14 protein-coding genes are annotated in these 18,179 nt (G+C 59.0%); 6 read left to right on the top strand and 8 right to left on the bottom strand.

What is annotated here, in order from left to right; all coding sequences use genetic code 11:
• Positions 1–207: 207 nt before the first annotated feature.
• Positions 208–2,136: a transglycosylase SLT domain-containing protein gene (locus ACP7EE_RS26680; protein WP_420650638.1), complete on the top strand. Its 1,929-nt coding sequence runs from the start codon at positions 208–210 to the stop codon at positions 2,134–2,136.
• Positions 2,137–2,220: 84 nt separating this feature from the next.
• On the opposite strand, the gene ACP7EE_RS26675 is transcribed toward ACP7EE_RS26680, so the two are convergent.
• Together ACP7EE_RS26675 and ACP7EE_RS26670 are read right to left on the bottom strand one after the other, a co-directional pair.
• The gene (locus tag ACP7EE_RS26675; protein ID WP_426237965.1) at positions 2,221–3,246 is read right to left on the bottom strand and encodes a Fic family protein; all 1,026 of its coding nucleotides are present in this window, start codon (positions 3,244–3,246) and stop codon (positions 2,221–2,223) included.
• A gap of 4 nt (positions 3,247–3,250) precedes the next feature.
• Positions 3,251–5,089, bottom strand: a complete 1,839-nt coding sequence (locus ACP7EE_RS26670; protein ID WP_426237963.1) for an ABC transporter transmembrane domain-containing protein — start codon at positions 5,087–5,089, stop codon at positions 3,251–3,253.
• 257 nt (positions 5,090–5,346) lie between these two features.
• Here ACP7EE_RS26670 and ACP7EE_RS26665 point away from each other — a divergent pair, with 257 nt between their 5' ends.
• The gene (locus ACP7EE_RS26665; RefSeq protein WP_420650636.1) at positions 5,347–5,526 is read left to right on the top strand and encodes a PA1571 family protein; all 180 of its coding nucleotides are present in this window, start codon (positions 5,347–5,349) and stop codon (positions 5,524–5,526) included.
• A gap of 58 nt (positions 5,527–5,584) precedes the next feature.
• On the opposite strand, the gene pdxB is transcribed toward ACP7EE_RS26665, so the two are convergent.
• Positions 5,585–6,727, bottom strand: coding sequence for a 4-phosphoerythronate dehydrogenase PdxB (pdxB, locus tag ACP7EE_RS26660; protein WP_426237961.1), 1,143 nt, complete (start codon positions 6,725–6,727; stop codon positions 5,585–5,587).
• 161 nt (positions 6,728–6,888) lie between these two features.
• Between pdxB and ACP7EE_RS26655 the strand changes: the two genes are divergently transcribed.
• Complete coding sequence (locus tag ACP7EE_RS26655) at positions 6,889–8,295, top strand: MATE family efflux transporter (RefSeq protein WP_426237959.1); 1,407 nt, start codon at positions 6,889–6,891, stop codon at positions 8,293–8,295.
• Between the two features lie 49 nt (positions 8,296–8,344).
• Here ACP7EE_RS26655 and tusA read toward each other — a convergent pair whose 3' ends face one another.
• Both tusA and rlmM read right to left on the bottom strand, forming a co-directional pair.
• Positions 8,345–8,596: a sulfurtransferase TusA gene (tusA, locus tag ACP7EE_RS26650; protein WP_420650633.1), complete on the bottom strand. Its 252-nt coding sequence runs from the start codon at positions 8,594–8,596 to the stop codon at positions 8,345–8,347.
• 65 nt (positions 8,597–8,661) lie between these two features.
• A complete protein-coding gene (rlmM, locus tag ACP7EE_RS26645; RefSeq protein WP_426204134.1) occupies positions 8,662–9,735 on the bottom strand; it encodes a 23S rRNA (cytidine(2498)-2'-O)-methyltransferase RlmM in 1,074 nt (357 codons plus the stop codon).
• A gap of 222 nt (positions 9,736–9,957) precedes the next feature.
• On the opposite strand from rlmM, the gene acnA reads away from it, so the two are divergent.
• Positions 9,958–12,699, top strand: a complete 2,742-nt coding sequence (acnA, locus tag ACP7EE_RS26640; RefSeq protein WP_426237956.1) for an aconitate hydratase AcnA — start codon at positions 9,958–9,960, stop codon at positions 12,697–12,699.
• A 289-nt stretch (positions 12,700–12,988) separates the two neighbouring features.
• On the opposite strand, the gene ACP7EE_RS26635 is transcribed toward acnA, so the two are convergent.
• A complete protein-coding gene (locus ACP7EE_RS26635; protein ID WP_426204158.1) occupies positions 12,989–13,789 on the bottom strand; it encodes an aminoglycoside phosphotransferase family protein in 801 nt (266 codons plus the stop codon).
• A 7-nt stretch (positions 13,790–13,796) separates the two neighbouring features.
• On the bottom strand, positions 13,797–14,279 hold the full coding sequence (locus tag ACP7EE_RS26630) for an SRPBCC family protein (protein WP_426237954.1): 483 nt from the start codon (positions 14,277–14,279) through the stop codon (positions 13,797–13,799).
• A gap of 197 nt (positions 14,280–14,476) precedes the next feature.
• Here ACP7EE_RS26630 and ACP7EE_RS26625 point away from each other — a divergent pair, with 197 nt between their 5' ends.
• Complete coding sequence (locus tag ACP7EE_RS26625; protein WP_426237952.1) at positions 14,477–15,397, top strand: ADP-ribosylglycohydrolase family protein; 921 nt, start codon at positions 14,477–14,479, stop codon at positions 15,395–15,397.
• A 151-nt stretch (positions 15,398–15,548) separates the two neighbouring features.
• Positions 15,549–15,953 (top strand): lysozyme inhibitor LprI family protein, encoded by a 405-nt coding sequence (locus ACP7EE_RS26620; RefSeq protein WP_426237949.1) that lies wholly within the window; start codon positions 15,549–15,551, stop codon positions 15,951–15,953.
• 48 nt (positions 15,954–16,001) lie between these two features.
• On the opposite strand, the gene mrdA is transcribed toward ACP7EE_RS26620, so the two are convergent.
• Positions 16,002–17,894, bottom strand: coding sequence for a penicillin-binding protein 2 (gene mrdA / locus ACP7EE_RS26615; RefSeq protein WP_426204145.1), 1,893 nt, complete (start codon positions 17,892–17,894; stop codon positions 16,002–16,004).
• Positions 17,895–18,179 lie beyond the last annotated feature (285 nt).

Raw genomic sequence — 18,179 nt, 5'->3', positions numbered from 1 at the left:
CAAAAACCGGGGGCGCATTCTACCTGAATCGAGACCCGAACAGGCCGGCAATTTCACCGCTGAAGCACTCTGCACAACATTTGTTGCGAACTTGTGCCACAAGGCCGGCAAAGCTTTCGCCGCTTGCTGGCAAAAGGCTAAGCTACAGACAATTCAGTGCCGGTTTGATCGCCGGTGCTTGTCATGATTTCTCTGCCCGGATGTCTCATGCGCAGTCGCCTTTTCAGTGTTTTGTCCTGTTTGCTACTTTCCGCCGCTGCCGTTCAATCCGCCCAGGCGGTGGACCTGTCCACCCAGCGTCAGTATTACGATGAAGCCAAACGCGCTCTGGCCAAGGGCGATACCGGCCCGTATTTCCGTTACAGCCAGGCCTTGGCCGATTACCCGCTCGAGCCGTATCTGGCCTACGACGAGCTGACCGCCCGCCTGAAAACCGCGAGCAACGCGGAAATCGAGAAATTCCTCGCCGAACACGGTGACTTGCCTCAGGCCAACTGGATGAAGTTGCGCTGGTTGCGCTGGCTTGCCGATCGCGGCGACTGGGCGACCTTCGTCAAGTACTACGACCCGAAACTCAATTTCACCGAGCTAGACTGCCTGAACGCGCAGTACCAGATCAGCCACAACCAAAAGACTCAAGGCTACGCCAACGCCGACAAGCTTTGGCTGACCGGCAAATCGCAGCCGGCCGCGTGCGATGCACTGTTCGGCATCTGGGCCGCCGAAGGTCAACTGACCGAACAGAAACGCTGGGAGCGCACCAAACTCGCCGCACAGAATCGCAACTATCCGCTGGCCAACAGTCTGGTCAACGGTCTGACCACCCTAGCCCCGCGCGGTCGCTTGCTGGTGGATGTAGCGCAGAAACCTGAGCTGCTCAACCAGCCTTCGCGCTTCACCCCGGCCGATGAGCCGATGTCCGACGTGGTCAGCCTCGGCCTGCGCCGTCTCGCGCGCCAGGACCCGGACAAGGCCATGGCCCTGCTCGACGGTTACGCCAGCAGCATGCATTTCTCTCGCGATGAGAAAGTCGCGATCGCCCGGGAAATCGGCCTGACTCTGGCCCGGCGTTTTGACAGTCGCGCGCTGGACGTGATGACCAAGTACGACCCGGAACTGCGCGACAACACCGTTTCCGAATGGCGCCTGCGTCTGCTGTTGCGTCTGGCGCGTTGGGACGATGCCTATCAGTTGACCCGCCGTCTGCCACAGGATCTGGCCACCACCAATCGCTGGCGCTACTGGCAGGCGCGCAGCCTCGAACTGGCGCAGCCGCAGAACCCGGAAGCCCAGACCCTGTACAAAAACCTGTCCCGCGAGCGTGATTTCTACGGATTCCTCGCCGCCGATCGCTCGCAATCGCCGTACTCGTTGAACAACAAACCGCTGGTGCTCAGCCAGGCGCTGATCAACAAAGTTCGCAACACGCCGGGCGTACGCCGAGCGCTGGAGTTTCACGCACGGGGGCAGATCGTAGATGGCCGCCGCGAGTGGTACCACGTCAGCCGCCATTTCAATCGCGATGAAATGGTTGCCCAAGCCAAACTGGCTTACGACCTGAAATGGTATTTCCCGGCAATCCGCACCATCAGTCAGGCGCAGTACTGGGACGACCTGGACATCCGCTTCCCGATGGCCCACCGCGAGACGCTGGTACGCGAAGCCAAGGTGCGTGGCCTGCATTCGAGCTGGGTGTTTGCTATCACGCGTCAGGAAAGCGCGTTCATGGACGATGCCCGCTCCGGTGTCGGCGCCAGCGGCCTGATGCAACTGATGCCCGGCACCGCCAAGGAAACCGCGCGCAAGTTCAGCATCCCGCTCGCCTCACCACAGCAAGTGCTCGACCCGGACAAGAACATCCAGCTCGGCGCCGCTTACCTGAGTCAGGTGCACAGCCAGTTCAACGGCAACCGCGTGCTCGCCTCCGCCGCCTACAACGCCGGCCCCGGCCGCGTGCGTCAGTGGCTGCGCGGCGCCGATCATCTGAGTTTCGATGTCTGGGTAGAAAGCATCCCGTTCGACGAAACCCGCCAGTACGTGCAGAACGTGCTGTCGTACTCGGTAATCTACGGCCAGAAACTCAACTCGCCGCAGCCGCTGGTGGATTGGCATGAGCGGTATTTTGATGATCAGTGAGTACGCAGTGGTTTGCTGACTGCTTACGCAAAAAAATGCCCGCATCGAGAGATGCGGGCATTTTTTGTTTTCAGTGCAGTGAGCTCACTTCCATCTCGAAACCAGACGCTTTCCGCTCTCGGTCAGACGGTACTTCTGGGCCGGACTGCTAGGCGTCTCAGGATCCGTCATCTCAATCATCTCGCTAATCAACGCAGGCTTGAGGTAGTTCGCTCGGAATGTTGCTTTGTGCGTCAAACCCATTGCAGCCATCAAATCACTGATCCTCAGAGATCGCCCGTCTAGCGCTCGTAAAAGTCGCTCTACTGGGTCGGTTACTGGGTCGGTTACTGGGTCGATCAGTGATTCACTGTTGATCGCTTCATGCAGGGCCACGTTCAATGCATTGAGCATGAACTCCACAAACGGAGTCGATTCTGCCATTTGATCAGCCGCAGACAGCGCCGCGTAATATTCATCCTGCTGCTCTCGAATCACCGCTTCCACAGGCAAGTACGCCAACACCGGTCGCCACTGGCTAAGGATCAACGTCTGCCAAATCCGGCCCATGCGACCGTTTCCATCAGCGAATGGGTGGATGAATTCGAACTCATAATGGAATACACAGCTCGTGATCAGCGGGTGCCAGTCCGACGTATCGAGCCAAGCCAACAAATCGTCGATCAAATGCGCGATGCGGCTTGGCGGCGGAGCCATGTGCACCAGGCGCTCACCACGATAAATACCCACGCCCGCCCGGCGAAAGTGCCCGCACTCATCAATAAGGCCGCGCATGAGCAACTCATGCGCTTTCAGCAAATCGACGCGGCTGCCAGGCTTCCAGTCAGGCATGCACTCATACGCCGCGAAGGCATTGCGTACTTCCTGAATTTCCTTGGGAAGACCCAACACACGTTGCCCGGCCAGCACTGCAGTCACCTGCTCGATACTGAGCGTGTTGTTTTCAATCGCCAAGGACGCTTGAATCGTGCGGATACGATTGCCTCGCCGCAATTGCGGTGTCTGCCGGCTGCTGTCCGTGGCCGAAAGCTGACCGATCTGCTCGCTGATTTCGGCGATCAAAGCGAGCATTCGGGGGGTCAGGGTCAATGGAGGTTGGTAGCGACTCATGTCCTTATCCAGGCGTTGCACAATGGCCGCCATAATGCCCGAAGCGACTGAGCACGGCAGCCTTATTCAGTGGGTTTTGCGGCCCATCACTGAACTGCAACGCCGCCAACCGCGCATACAGCGGGTTGCTCGCAATCAACTCCTGGTGCGTACCAATGGCCACTAACTTGCCTTGATCCATCACCGCGATGCGGTCGGCGTTTTTCACCGTGGCCAGGCGATGCGCGATCACCAGGGTGGTGCGGTTTTTCATCAGGCTCGGCAGAGCTTCCTGAATCAGGTGTTCGCTCTGTGCGTCGAGGGCGCTGGTGGCCTCGTCGAGCAGCAGAATCGGTGCGTCCACCAGCAATGCGCGGGCGATGGCCAGGCGTTGGCGCTGACCACCGGAAAGGCCGAGGCCGCCGTCGCCCAGATGAGTCTGGTAGCCGTTGGGCATTTGTTCAATGAAGTCGTGGGCGTGGGCGATCTTCGCCGCCTCCACCACTTGCTCCAGCGTCGCGTTCTGGCAGCCGTAACGGATGTTTTCTTCGACGCTGCCGAAGAACAGCGCCGGGGTCTGCGATACCAATGCAAAGCACCGACGCAGATCCAGCGGATCAAGGCTGGTGAGCGGCACGCCGTCGATCAGGATCCGGCCTTCGGCTGGATCGTAGAAGCGTAGGAGCAAGTCGTACACCGTGGACTTGCCCGCCCCCGACGGGCCGACCAGCGCCAGGGTTTCGCCCGAATTGATCGTCAGATTCAAGCCGTCAACGGCGTATCTTTCTGGACGCGAAGGGTAGGAAAAACGCACGTCTTGCAATGCCAGTTCGCCTCTGACCCGCTCCGGCAACTTCACCAGACCACTGGCCGGCGGCTGAATGATGTTCTCCGAACGCAGTAGTTCGGCGATCCGCTCCGCCGCACCCGCGGCGCGCTGCAGCTCACCAATCACTTCGCTCAAGGTGCCGAAAGCACTGCCGACAATCAGGCTGTAAAACACGAACGCCGCCAGCTCACCACCAGAAATGCGTCCGGCGATGACGTCCATGCCACCGACCCAAAGCATTACAGCGACAGCGCCGAGCACCAGCACGATGACCATGGTGATCAACCACGAGCGCTGATAGATGCGTTTGCGTGCAGTGTCGAAAGCCTGCTCGACCGTCGTCGCAAAACGCTGCTCATCCTGCACCTGATGGTTGTAGGCCTGAACGGTTTTGATCTGACTGAGGGTTTCGGAAACATAGCTGCCGATGTCGGCCACCCGATCCTGGCTCAGCCGCGACAGGTTGCGCACACGACGTCCGAAAATCAGAATCGGCGCGACCACCAGCGGTAACGCAATCACCACAATGCTGGTGAGTTTCGGATTAGTGATGAACAGCAGGACGATCCCGCCGATGACCATCAACAAGTTGCGCAGGAACATCGACAGCGACGAACCGATCACCGATTGCAGCAGCGTGGTATCGGCGGTCAGACGCGATTGGATCTCAGAGCTGCGGTTGTCTTCATAAAAACCGGGATGCAGATACACCAGATGATTGAACACTTGCCGACGAATATCGGCCACAACGCGTTCGCCAATCCATGACACCCAGTAAAACCGCGCGAACGTGCCGATTGCCAGACCAACCACCATCAACATGAACAGGCCGATGGACTGGTTGAGCAAATGCGGCGACTGGGTCATGAAACCGCGATCGACCATCAGCTTGATGCCCTGCCCCATCGACAACGTGATGGCAGCGGTAACAATCAACGCGAGCAGCGCCCACAGCGCTTGCCACCGGTATGGCGCGAGAAAACGGCTCGTCAGACGTATGGCGCGACGGTGTCGGGGGGTAAGCAACGAGATCATTCAGGTTCACATCCATGTTGAGGAATAGGCCAGCCTAGACCATCTACATGGGGTGGAACTCTGTAAATCACAATGAGTCAGGTTAATTATGACCGTCAAGACTAGGGCCTAGATGCTATTGGTCTAAAGCCCCGGTTGAGACCAGCGGTCATTTCTGTTTGAGTGGAGATGCCGTTGGGAACGACCGCAGGGAGCTGTCACAGCCCGGTCACCTGACGGTTTTAACCTAGGCGCACAACCTGATGAGGAGACAGGCCATGTCCTTGCAACACAGCAGCGAAGACAAGATTGAAGTGATCCGCACCAAACCCGGCCAGACTCTGGGTTGCTCGATTATCGATGAGCATGGGCGCGAAGTACCGATCACTGAAGACATGATCCAGCAAGCATGCAGCGAACTGGAGAAGCGATTGGTCAAGCCTGCCGAACAAGAGTGATATAGCCAACGTCTTCCTGACCCGGCCCCTTTTGGCCGGGTTTTTTCTGCCTGCGTTTTTAGATCGCTACCGCGCCCAGCGCCGCCACGATCTGGCGCAACGCTGACGACTCACCTTCGATTCGCACTTTCAGACCTTCAATCTCGCGCCGTGCCGGATACTGCTTGCGCAGCACATCGAACGCCGCACGCTGTTCACCGACATTGCCTACAAGACTGCGGCGAAAATCCGCGTCGTCGCGGCGCGGGTCGTACACGCCACGGCATAACATCGCCAGCGCCCAGGCCGGATCGGTATCGGCATGCAGGGAAACTTCTGACAACCATGGTGACGGCAGCAAATCGCTCAATTGAATGTTCGCAGGCTGGCCGACGAATTCGCAGTACGCCTGATAGATCTGCGCCGTCCCGCGCTGTTTGCCGTCGAGGCTGTAGCCGGCGATGTGCGGGGTCGCCAGCACGCAGAGATCGGCCAGCGCCACATCGACTTCCGGTTCTGCCTCCCAGACATCGAGCACCGCTTGCAAGTCTTCGCGCTCCAGCAAGACTTTGCGCAGTGCGGCGTTATCCACCACCGGGCCGCGCGCCGCGTTGATCAGCCAGGTTCCGGACTTGAGTTGCTGCAAACGCCGCTGATCAAACAGGTGCCAGGTCGCGCCTTCACCACTGCGGGTCAGCGGGGTGTGCAGACTGATCACGTCGCACTGCTCGATGATCTGCTCAAGGCTGACATAGTCGCCCCCCTCGGCAGCCTGACGCGGCGGATCGCAGACTTTCACGTTCCAGCCCAGGCCCTGCAAGACCTTGATCAAACGCCCGCCGACTTCACCGGCCCCCACAACGCCGTAGGTACGCTGATTCAGATCGGCGCCTTCGATTTCGGCCAGCGTCAGCAAACTGCCAAGCACATAATCGACCACGCCACGCGCATTGCAGCCGGGCGCACTGGACCAGGTAATGCCGGCCTCGTTGAAGTAGTCGAGGTCCAGATGATCCGTGCCGATGGTGCAGGTGCCGACAAAACGCACCTGGCTGCCCTCAAGCAGCGCGCGGTTGACGTTAGTCACGGAACGCACCAGCAACACGTCGGCCTCGGCAACCGTGGCGCGGTCGATGGAGCGGCCCGGCACGCGGCGGATCTCGCCGAAACCGGCAAAAAAGGCATCGAGCAGCGGGATGTTTTCGTCGGCAACAATCAGCATGGCGGGGCTCCTTGGGCGGACCGGCAGTTTAGGTGCAGATCCGTTGATGAGCCAGCAGGCTATACGATTACAAATGCGCAACAGAGGATTTTTCCTGACCATCGCGTCAGCGGCGTAGAATGCCCCGCCTTGCGTATCAACCCCTAGTGGACGCTTTGCCTGTGAATTCCGTAACTGAACAACCTGCCGTTGCCCTCAATCGCCCTGCTCGAGTTCGCCTCGAGCTGAAGACGCTGCTGACCCTTGCGCTGCCGATCATGATCGCGCAACTGGCGACCACCGCCATGGGCTTCGTCGATGCGGTGATGGCCGGCCGCGTCGGGCCCAAAGATCTGGCGGCAGTCGCGCTGGGCAACTCGATCTGGGTGCCGGTGTTTCTGTTGATGACCGGCACCCTGCTTGCCACTACGCCGAAAGTCGCCCAGCGCTTTGGCGCGGGGACCCACAGCGAAATCGGCCCGATTGTGCGCCAGGCATTGTGGCTGGCATTAGTGGTCGGCCTGATCGCCACCGCGATGCTGGTGTTCGCCGAACCGATCCTGCACTTGATGAAAGTCGATCCGGAACTGATCGGCCCGTGCATGCAATACCTACACGGCATTGCCAGCGGTTTGCCAGCGGTGGCTTTTTATCATGTGCTGCGCTGCTTCAGTGATGGCCTCGGTCGCACCCGTCCGGCGATGGTGTTGGGCCTGTGCGGTCTGGCGCTGAATATTCCGCTGAACTACGTGTTCATTTATGGCCACTTCGGCGTGCCGGCCATGGGCGGCGTCGGTTGCGGCTGGGCCACGGCGATTGTGATGTGGGTGATGACCTTGGGTCTGGCCGGTTATGAGCGCTGGGCGCCGGCCTACAAATCCAGTGAGCTGTTCAGCCGCTTCGACTGGCCGCAATGGGCGGTGATCAAGCGTCTGCTGGCGATTGGTCTGCCGATCGGCATCGCGGTGTTTGCCGAGTCGAGCATCTTCGCAGTGATCGCGCTGCTAATCGGCAGCCTCGGTGCAACCGTGGTTGCCGGGCACCAGATCGCACTGAATGTCAGTTCGCTGGTGTTCATGATTCCATATTCGCTGGGCATGGCGGTCACGGTACGCGTCGGCCAGGCTTTGGGCCGTGAAGAGCCGCGTGAAGCGCGGTTTGCCGCAGGTGTCGGCATGGGCACCGCGCTGGCTTACGCCTGCCTGTCGGCGAGCATGATGCTGCTGATGCGCGAGCCCATCGCTGCGATCTACACCGCCGATCCGACGGTCATTCACATCGCCGCGATGCTGATCGTGTACTCGGCGCTGTTCCAGTTTTCCGATGCGATCCAGGTCACCGCCGCTGGCGCATTGCGTGGATATCAGGACACTCGCGTGACGATGATCCTGACCCTGTTCGCCTATTGGGGCATCGGCCTGCCCGTGGGTTACGCCCTCGGCCTCACCGACTGGCTCGGCGAGCCACGCGGCCCGAGCGGTTTGTGGCAAGGCTTGATCGTCGGCCTCAGCTGCGCGGCGGTGATGCTGTCGATCCGCCTCGCCCGCAGCGCTCGCAAGCGCATTCGCGTCAGCCGTTCGCCGGGCTGATCGGGCATAAAAAAAGACCTGCAGATGCAGGTCTTTTTTTGCCTTGCGATCAACCGGACTTCTTGCGAATCCAGTACAGATAGGTGCCGGCATCTTCGTGCTGGCCGACCAGTTCGTGGTCGAGAAACACGCAGAACTTGGGAATGTCGCGGCGGGTCGAGGGATCGGTGGCGATCACCTTGAGCAGCCCACCAGGCACCAGGTCACGGATGTGCTGGTGCAGCATCATCACCGGCTCCGGGCAGTTGAGCCCGGTGGCGTCGAGGGTGCCATCGACCGGCGTATCGATCATTTCACTCATGATTCACTCCTGAAACTGGCCGGCATTGTCGCGCATTGCCGGGTGTTTGGTCACCTGTCGCACCCTCAGCGGGTTTTCGGTTTCTTCATGTCATGCCGACGTAGATGGCAGGTCACTTCCTCGCGGTCGTGATACAGCTGCTTGCAGCCGATATCGACCTTGATCCCGCGCGCCTTGAAACCATCGGCGATGCGTTCGAGCAGACGCTTCACTTCGGCATAACGCTGTTTCATCGGCAGCTTGAGATTGACCACCGCTTCACGGCAATGGCCCTCGCCGATCCACTCTTCGAGCATCGCCGCGTTGCGTGCAGGTTTCTCGACGATGTCGCAGACCATCCAGTCCACCGGTTGACGCGGTTTGAAGGTGAAACCGTCGGCCATCAAATGCTGCACCAGACCGGTGTCCATCAGGCTTTCAGCCATCGGGCCATTGTCGATGGCAGTCACCAACATGCCACGGTTGACCAGTTGCCAGGTCCAGCCGCCCGGCGCGGCACCAAGGTCAACGCCGGTCATGTCGCTGTGCAGACGCTCATCCCACTGATCGCGCGGGATGAAATGGTGCCACGCCTCTTCCAGCTTCAAGGTTGAGCGGCTTGGCGCCTCGCGCGGAAACTTCAGGCGCGGAATGCCCATCGGCCACATCGCCGAATTGCCCGGCTCGGCCAGACCGAGAAACACTTCGCGGCCACTCTTGAAGGTCAGCAGCAGACGCGGCTTGCTGGCGTCGTCCACCAGTTTGCCGGCGCCGGTCAGGGCCTTGCGCAGCGGGCCTTCGAATTTCTTGCAGAAGTTCGACAGTTCTTTGCCGTCATTGGTGTCGACCACTTCCAGCCACAGGCTGCCGCACACCGGGAAATCGGCCATCTGCGCGAGGATCACGCTGATGCGGTCGGTTTCCGGCAGATCGATGAACAATCCGCGCGCCCATTGACGCGGGAAGATCAGCTCGGCGAAACGCTGGCCGCGCATCAGGCGCTCGGCGCCATCGGCTTCAGTGCAGACGAATTCGGCGCAAGCGCTGACCGCTTTGGCCTTGGCGTAGCCGGACACGTTCAACTGTGCGGCGAGATCGGAAATTTCCGAACAGACTTCGCCTTCGAAACCTGGCCGGCAATGCATGAATAGGGTGTTCATTCTTACTCCTGGGCAGAGGGCGGACATTCGGCCCCTGCGCGATGCCCAGACTTGCGTTGAAGCAAAGCCTGTCACGAAAACCGGCGCATGATAGCCGATGTCGGAACCTTGGACTTGCCCATAGAGTCCAGTAATTAGCCTTAAGCGCCAAACGGGACTAGGTTTAAGCCTCAGTCCGAGCCCTCAATCCGTAGCCGTGCGGATTCGAAAGGAGTCATTTCAATGCCGTCCCTCGATAGCCTGAAAACCCTTAAAACCCTGCAAATCGATGCCAAGACCTACCACTATTTCAGCCTGCCGGAAGCCGCCAAGACCTTGGGCGATCTGGACCGGCTGCCGATGTCACTGAAAGTTCTGCTGGAAAACCTGCTGCGCTGGGAGGACGAAAAAACCGTCACCGGCGCCGACCTCAAGGCGATTGCCGCGTGGCTCAAGGAGCGCCGCTCTGATCGCGAAATCCAGTACCGCCCGGCCCGGGTATTAATGCAAGACTTTACCGGCGTACCGGCCGTGGTCGACCTCGCGGCGATGCGCGCCGCCATGGCCAAGGCCGGCGGCGATCCGCAGCGAATCAATCCGTTGTCGCCGGTGGATCTGGTGATCGACCACTCGGTGATGGTCGACAAGTTCGCCAGTCCCAGTGCGTTCGAGCAGAACGTCGACATCGAGATGCAGCGCAACGGCGAGCGCTACGCCTTCCTGCGCTGGGGACAGAGCGCTTTTGACAACTTCAGCGTCGTGCCGCCAGGCACCGGGATCTGCCATCAGGTCAACCTTGAATACCTCGGGCGCACGGTGTGGACCAAGGACGAAGACGGCCGCACCTATGCGTTCCCCGATACGTTAGTGGGCACCGACTCGCACACCACCATGATCAACGGCCTCGGCGTGCTTGGCTGGGGTGTCGGCGGGATCGAAGCCGAAGCGGCGATGCTCGGGCAACCGGTGTCGATGCTGATTCCGGAGGTGATTGGTTTCAAGCTCACCGGCAAGCTCAAGGAAGGCATCACCGCCACCGACCTGGTGCTGACCGTCACCCAGATGCTGCGCAAGAAAGGCGTTGTCGGCAAATTCGTCGAATTTTATGGCGACGGCCTCGCCGACCTGCCGCTGGCGGATCGCGCGACCATCGCCAACATGGCCCCGGAATATGGCGCCACCTGCGGCTTCTTCCCGGTGGATGACGTCACCCTCGAATACCTGCGCCTGTCCGGCCGGCCGACTGAAGTGGTGCAACTGGTCGAGGCTTACACCAAGGCGCAGGGGCTGTGGCGCTTGCCCGGTCAGGAACCAGTGTTCACCGATAGCTTGGCGCTGGACATGGGCAGCGTCGAGGCCAGCCTCGCCGGGCCGAAACGTCCGCAGGACCGGGTTTCGCTGCCGAATGTCGCACAAGCCTTCAGCGACTTTCTCGACCTGCAATTCAAACCGACCAGCAAAGAAGAAGGACGCCTGGAAAGCGAAGGCGGCGGCGGTGTCGCGGTGGGTAATGCCGATCTGGTCGGCGAAACTGATTACGAGTCTGAAGGGCGCACCTATCGCCTGAAAAACGGCGCGGTGGTGATCGCCGCGATCACTTCCTGCACCAACACCTCGAACCCGAGCGTGATGATGGCCGCCGGTCTGCTGGCGAAAAAAGCCGTGGAGAAAGGCCTGACGCGCAAACCGTGGGTCAAGACTTCGCTGGCGCCGGGTTCGAAAGTGGTGACCGATTACTACAAGGCAGCCGGGCTGACGCAGTATCTCGATCAGTTGGGGTTCTCTCTGGTCGGTTACGGCTGCACCACCTGCATCGGCAATTCCGGGCCGCTGCCGGAGCCGATCGAGAAAGCTATCCAGAAAGCCGACCTCGCCGTGGCTTCGGTGCTGTCCGGTAATCGCAACTTTGAAGGTCGAGTGCATCCACTGGTGAAAACCAACTGGCTGGCCTCACCACCCTTGGTAGTCGCTTACGCCCTGGCCGGCAGCGTGCGCACTGATATCAGCAGCGAACCGCTGGGCAATGATCAACAGGGCAATCCGGTGTATCTGCGCGATATCTGGCCGAGCAGTAAAGAGATCGCCGATGCGGTCAGCCAGGTCAGCACCGCGATGTTCCACAAGGAATATGCCGAAGTGTTTGCCGGCGACGAACAGTGGCAAGCCATCGAAGTGCCGCAAGCGGCGACCTATGTGTGGCAGGACGATTCGACGTACATCCAGCACCCACCTTTTTTCGATGACATTGGCGGACCGTTGCCGGTGATCAAGGATGTGCAAGGTGCACGCGTACTGGCGCTGCTCGGCGACTCGGTGACCACCGACCACATCTCCCCTGCCGGCAACATCAAGACTGATAGTCCCGCCGGGCGGTACTTGCGTGAGAAAGGTGTGGAGCCGCGCGACTTCAACTCTTACGGCTCACGTCGAGGAAATCATGAGGTGATGATGCGTGGCACCTTTGCCAATATCCGCATCCGTAACGAGATGCTCGGCGGCGAAGAAGGTGGCAACACGATCTATATTCCGACCGGGGAGAAACTGCCGATTTACGACGCAGCTATGCGCTATCAAGCCTCGGGCACGCCGCTGGTGGTGGTTGCCGGCCAGGAATACGGCACTGGCTCCAGTCGTGACTGGGCGGCTAAAGGCACCAATCTGCTTGGCGTGAAAGCGGTGATCGCTGAAAGCTTTGAGCGCATCCATCGTTCTAACCTGGTGGGCATGGGTGTGTTGCCGCTGCAGTTCAAACTGGATCAGAACCGCAAGAGCCTTAACCTCACGGGCAAGGAGACCTTCGAGATTCAGGGGCTGACAGGTGTCGAGCTGACGCCCCGGATGAATCTGCCGCTGGTGATCACCCGCGAAGATGGGCGCCAGGAAAAAGTCGAGGTGTTGTGCCGGATTGATACGTTGAATGAGGTGGAATACTTCAAGGCTGGCGGGATTTTGCATTACGTGTTGCGCCAATTGATCGCTTCATAAAACAACCAGATACGCAAACACCGCCAATTGGCGGTGTTTGTTGTTTGGGACGGACATTTTTCGACAGACGAAAAAAAACCCGCCGAAGCGGGTTTTCCCAAGACCATTATCGACTCCCTGTCGGCAGCGATCCTTGCTAATGGTCGATCATCCATGATCCTGAAACACTCCCTGTGCTTCAGTTGATGTAGCTAGATTACGCGCTGGATCCAATCGGCAATAGTCGTCAAAGCTACCATCGCGTGTAAGACATTCGCTATAGCGCTCCTTCCGTAAACCCCTAGGGATGTCAGGCCTCAAGCGCCGAAGCCGCGAGTTTTGCGACCTGCAGCTGTCCGGCAGCCGCTTTTTGATCATCATCCTCCAGAAACCACGCAGCGGATAATCCGGCGAATGCCAGCACCCATTGCAGCAACCTTTCACGATCCAGCGCGGCTGCCTCGACGATGACTTTTATTTGTCGCAGGAAACGCTCGGGATCGGTGGCGGTCGGCAGCTCCGGGTTGCAGATCAGGTTGGCGTAGTCATAACCGCGCTCACCCCGGACGCGTTTAGGGTCGATGGCCAACCAGCCGCGCGGACCGAAATCGAGAACGTTGTCGTGGTGCATGTCGCCGTGCAGCACGACAACGTCCTGAGGATTGGCGAGCAAGGCTTCCGCAGTTTGCAGGCTGCGGGCGTAAAGCCCGCCGTGTTGAGCCGCAGCGGAGGTCAGCGAGGCAAACCACGTCTCCAGCTCGACCAGTTGCGGGGGTGGCGTCGGGCGCGGCGCATGTAACCGCGCCAGAGCCATACACATGATCCTGGTGGCTTCATCATCGTGATCGTTGAGCGCCATATGCATTAGCGAGCGCTTGCCCGTGGCGCGCTCCAGCAGCAAAGCATCCGCAAAATGAGCGAGCACCCGAGCGGTGCCGTCGCCTGCCCACCAGGTCATCAGCAGATTGCCGTATTTCTCCTCGGCATCCACTGCCAATTTGAGCATGGCGGGCGTATTGCCCTGACGCACCGGTAACAGACGACTACCTGGTGTGATTATCGGCGCGCCGTCCGGCACCAATGCCCAGCGCCTCAGCCACACATCAAACACATCGAGTTCAGCCACCTTCACGTTCGCGGGCACTCTCGGTCAGGAAATGCTCAAGTCGACTCAATTGCTCTTCCCAGCCACGGCTATCCATGTAGTACGCCTCTTTCTGACGAATGTCGGGAATATGCGCGAAACCCGACTCGGAGACCTTGAGCAGCGTGCCTTCCTCGTAGTCTTCAAGTTCGAACTTGACCAGGGTGGTCGGCTCCTGCGAATAGTCGATCTTCGGATTCACCGCATACGGATGCCAGCGAAAGGAAAACAACTGCTGCGGCTCGACTCGCTCGACCAGCACATTCCACAGCACATGCTCATAACCAGGGTAAGTGACTTGCCCCTGTGTCCACTCGCCGGCGATAAACCGCCGGCCCTCCAGCGCAACGCCAAACCACTGGCCGAACGCCTCGGCATCCACCAGAGCGCGCCAGACATGAGAGCGCGGCGACTTGAGCGTGATTTTCCGTTCAAAGCTATTAGGTACTGGTTTCATACGTCACCTCCTGTTCTGAACAGTAGGCTTGTATGACCACATGTCCAACCTGAAGTTGTATCAATCCAGTGCAACAGGCTCGCTTCAAGGAAACATCTGGCGGCATTAACTGGCGCCTGTTTTGCAGATTGTGAGCAATTCTTAGCGTCGAACCTGCTACCGTTTCTAGCGATTTTGCACAACACAAGGATGTAACCATGCAGCCTTCCCTTCTCGAACGCTACCGTGGCGCCCTGCTCGGGCTGGCTTGCGGCGACGCAGTGGGAACCACTGTCGAATTCCAGCCGCGCGGTTCGTTCCAGCCGCTGACCGACATGGTCGGTGGTGGGCCCTTCCGCCTGAAGCCGGGTCAATGGACCGATGACACCTCGATGGCGTTATGCCTCGCAGAAAGTCTGTTGAATAAAAACGCGTTCGACGCAGCTGATCAGATGGGGCGTTATCTCAATTGGTGGCAGTGGGGTTATCTGAGTTCGACCGGCGAATGCTTCGACATCGGTATGACAGTGAGCCGGGCGCTGGCCCGTTATCAAAATACGGGAGAGCCTTTCGCTGGCTCCACCGATCCCGACACCGCCGGCAATGGTTCACTGATGCGTCTGGTACCGGTCGTTCTGTTTTACTTTCCCGAGATGCTGCCAATCAAACAGTTCGCGGCTGAGAGTTCGCGAACCACGCACGGCGCGCCCGAGGCTATCGAGTGCTGCGAATTGTTTGCAGAACTGATCGGCAAGGCACTGCAAGGGGCTTCAAAGGCCGACCTGCGCAGCCTGCCGCACACAGTCTTCAGCCAACCAAAAGTTGCCGCGATTGCACATGGTGATTACCTGGAAAAAAACCTGAGTGAAATACGCGGCAGCGGCTACAGCGTGGACTCTCTGGAAGCAGCGCTGTGGTGTTTCCAGCACACAGAGAGCTTCGCTGAGGCAGTCCTGCAAGCGGCCAATCTGGGGGATGACGCCGACACCACCGCTGCTATCGTTGGTCAATTGGCGGGGGCTTATTATGGAGTCCGCGCAATACCGTCCAACTGGTTGGCACAATTGCATGAGGGTGAAGACATCGCGGCGATCGCGGAACAGCTGTTCGACGCATCGAGACTGCGCGGACATTGTTAAGCAAGCAGAATACGGGACTTGTGTAGACTCAGTGATTACACCAACGATCCCCCCGGAGTTGAGCATGCAGCTCTAGCGAAATACCAGCTTGTGCTTGGCGCTGCTGAGCCTGCCATGCATGCCTTTCCAGACTTTGACAGAGAGATGCTCCATGTCCCCACGCCTGCTGCTGACTTTGACACCATTATTCTTGATCCCCCTCGCCCATGCAGCCGTCGACTGCGCCCATGCCAGTGATCAGGCGACCATGAATCAGTGTGCATCGCAGGAAAACAAAGCGGCGGACAAAGAACTGAACACGGTGTATCAGCAGATCATCGCGCGATTGAAGGACAATCCAGACAGCAAAAAGCTGCTGGTAAGCGCACAGAAGGCGTGGATTGGATTTCGGGATGCCGAATGCAAGTTTTCCGCATCGGGAGTTGAAGGTGGGAGTGTTTACCCGCTGATCCTCAATAACTGCATCACCGGGGTAACCAAGGTCAGAACCGAGGCTCTCAAGCAGTATTTGAAGTGCGAAGAGGGTGACATGAGCTGCCCGGTACCCGGCGCCTGATCATCGCTACTGCTTGAGGGCCTTCCTCACTCTGCATGACGTTCAGAGCTAAACGTGAGGATCACCGGGTGCTTTGGCAGGGGCTGCATATTGCGGCTTGAGGTGACCATCCTGATCGAGCAGCCAGGCGTCCATGATCTTTCGCACGACAGGGCCGGCAACACGACCACCCGCCTCGCCGTTTTCGATCATCACTGATATTGCGATCTTCGGATGCTCGGCCGGGGCAAACCCAACGAACAAGGCGTTGTCGCGGTGACGTTCGAGGGTTTTCGCACGGTTGTAACGCTCACCCTGCTTGATCGCCACCACTTGCGCGGTACCGCTCTTGCCAGCGATGCGATATTGCGCGCCGGCCGCTGCTGCCCGCGCAATGCCGCGGGCGTCGTGCATGACCATCTGCATACCGTGGTTGACCTGCTCCCAGTCGCGCGGGTCCTTGAGCAGGATGTTCGGCATCGGGTGTTCGTCCACTGGCGCTACGCCGTCGACGGTTTTCGCCAGATGTGGACGGTTCCACACGCCTTTGTTGGCGATCAGAGCGGTGGCCTGGGCCAGTTGTAGCGGCGTGACTTGCATGTAGCCCTGACCGATGCCGAGAATCACCGTCTCACCGGGGAACCAGGCTTGGCGACGGGTTGCGCGTTTCCAGGCTTGAGACGGCATCAGACCGGAAGACTCTTCGAACATATCCAGCGAGACCTTTTCGCCCAAGCCGAACATCGCCATGTAATCGTGCAGACGATCAATGCCGAGCTTGTGCGCCAAGTCGTAGAAGTAGGTGTCGTTGGAGCGCATGATCGCTGCGTCCATATCCACCCAACCGTCGCCGCTGTGGTTCCAGTTGCGGTACTTGTGATCGAAATCCGGTAGTTGGTAATAGCCTGGATCGAAGACGCGGGTCTGCGGGGTGACAACACCAGAATCAAGTCCGGCAATCGCCACCTCTGGCTTGATGGTCGAACCCGGCGCGTAAAGGCCGCGCAGCACGCGATTGAACAGCGGACGGTCGATGGAATCGCGTAGTGCCGAATATTCCTTCGAACTGATGCCGGTGACAAAAAGATTCGGATCAAAGCTTGGATTGCTGACCATGGCCAGCACTTCGCCGGTCGAAGGATCCAGCGCGACTACCGATCCACGACGATCACCCAACGCAGCTTCAGCGGCTTGCTGCAATTTGACGTCAAGGCTCAGGACGATGTTTTTGCCGGGTATCGGGTCGGTGTGTTTGAGCACTCTGAGTACGCGGCCCTGCGCGTTGGTTTCTACTTCTTCGTAACCGACGTGGCCGTGCAACTGAGGCTCGTAGAATCTTTCGATACCGGTTTTGCCGATGGACTGGGTGCCGCGGTATTCAACGGAGTCGAGGATCTTGGATTCTTTTTCGTTGATGCGGCCGACGTAGCCGATGGAATGCGCGAAGTGCGCACCCAGTGGGTAGTTACGAACGAACTGCGGCTCGACGTCCAAACCTGGCAGACGAAACTCGTTGACCGCCAACACAGCGATCTGCTCTTCGGTAAGTTCATAGAACAACGTCACCGGCGTGAACGGATGGCGCGATTGCTTCATGGCCTTGTCGAACACCGAGCGATCTTCACTCGGGAGGTGCAACAGGCTGATGACTTCGTCCAGTTCTTGATTGACGTTGTCGGCGCGCTCGCGGGTGATGGTCAGGTTGTAGCTTGGGCGGTTATCCGCGAGCAGCACGCCGTTGCGATCGTAGATCAGGCCACGTGTCGGGGGAATCGGCAGGACATGAACACGATTGTTCTCGGAGATGGTTGAGTGGTAGTCGAATTCCACAACTTGCAGGATGTACAGGCGCACCACCAGCGCGCAGCTGATCGCAAAGACGAGCAAGGCGCAAGCGATCAGCCGCTTGTTGACCAGCCGCGTCTCTTTCTCGTGATCCTTGATGGGTATTGGTTCAGGCATTTCTGCAGCAACTCTTTGAAAAATGAACGCCGATCCTTGGGCATGACGTCAGTCCGTTAAAAAACGAGCTGCACCATACCAAAAACCCGGCAGTCCTTCAGAGAGAATTCCCTGAATGGTTGGAGTGGCGACGGCGGGAGGATGGAATTCGAGCACTTTTTCGCAGGCAAAACAAAACCCCAACTGCTTTCGCAATTGGGGTTTCGGAATTTAATCTTGACGATGACCTACTCTCACATGGGGAAACCCCACACTACCATCGGCGATGCATCGTTTCACTGCTGA

This window comes from Pseudomonas sp. TWP3-2 (assembly GCF_049897765.1).
Classification (GTDB): Bacteria; Pseudomonadota; Gammaproteobacteria; order Pseudomonadales; family Pseudomonadaceae; genus Aquipseudomonas.
Note: the sequence above shows the minus strand (reverse complement) of the source record. Positions and strands in the feature narration are given on the sequence as shown.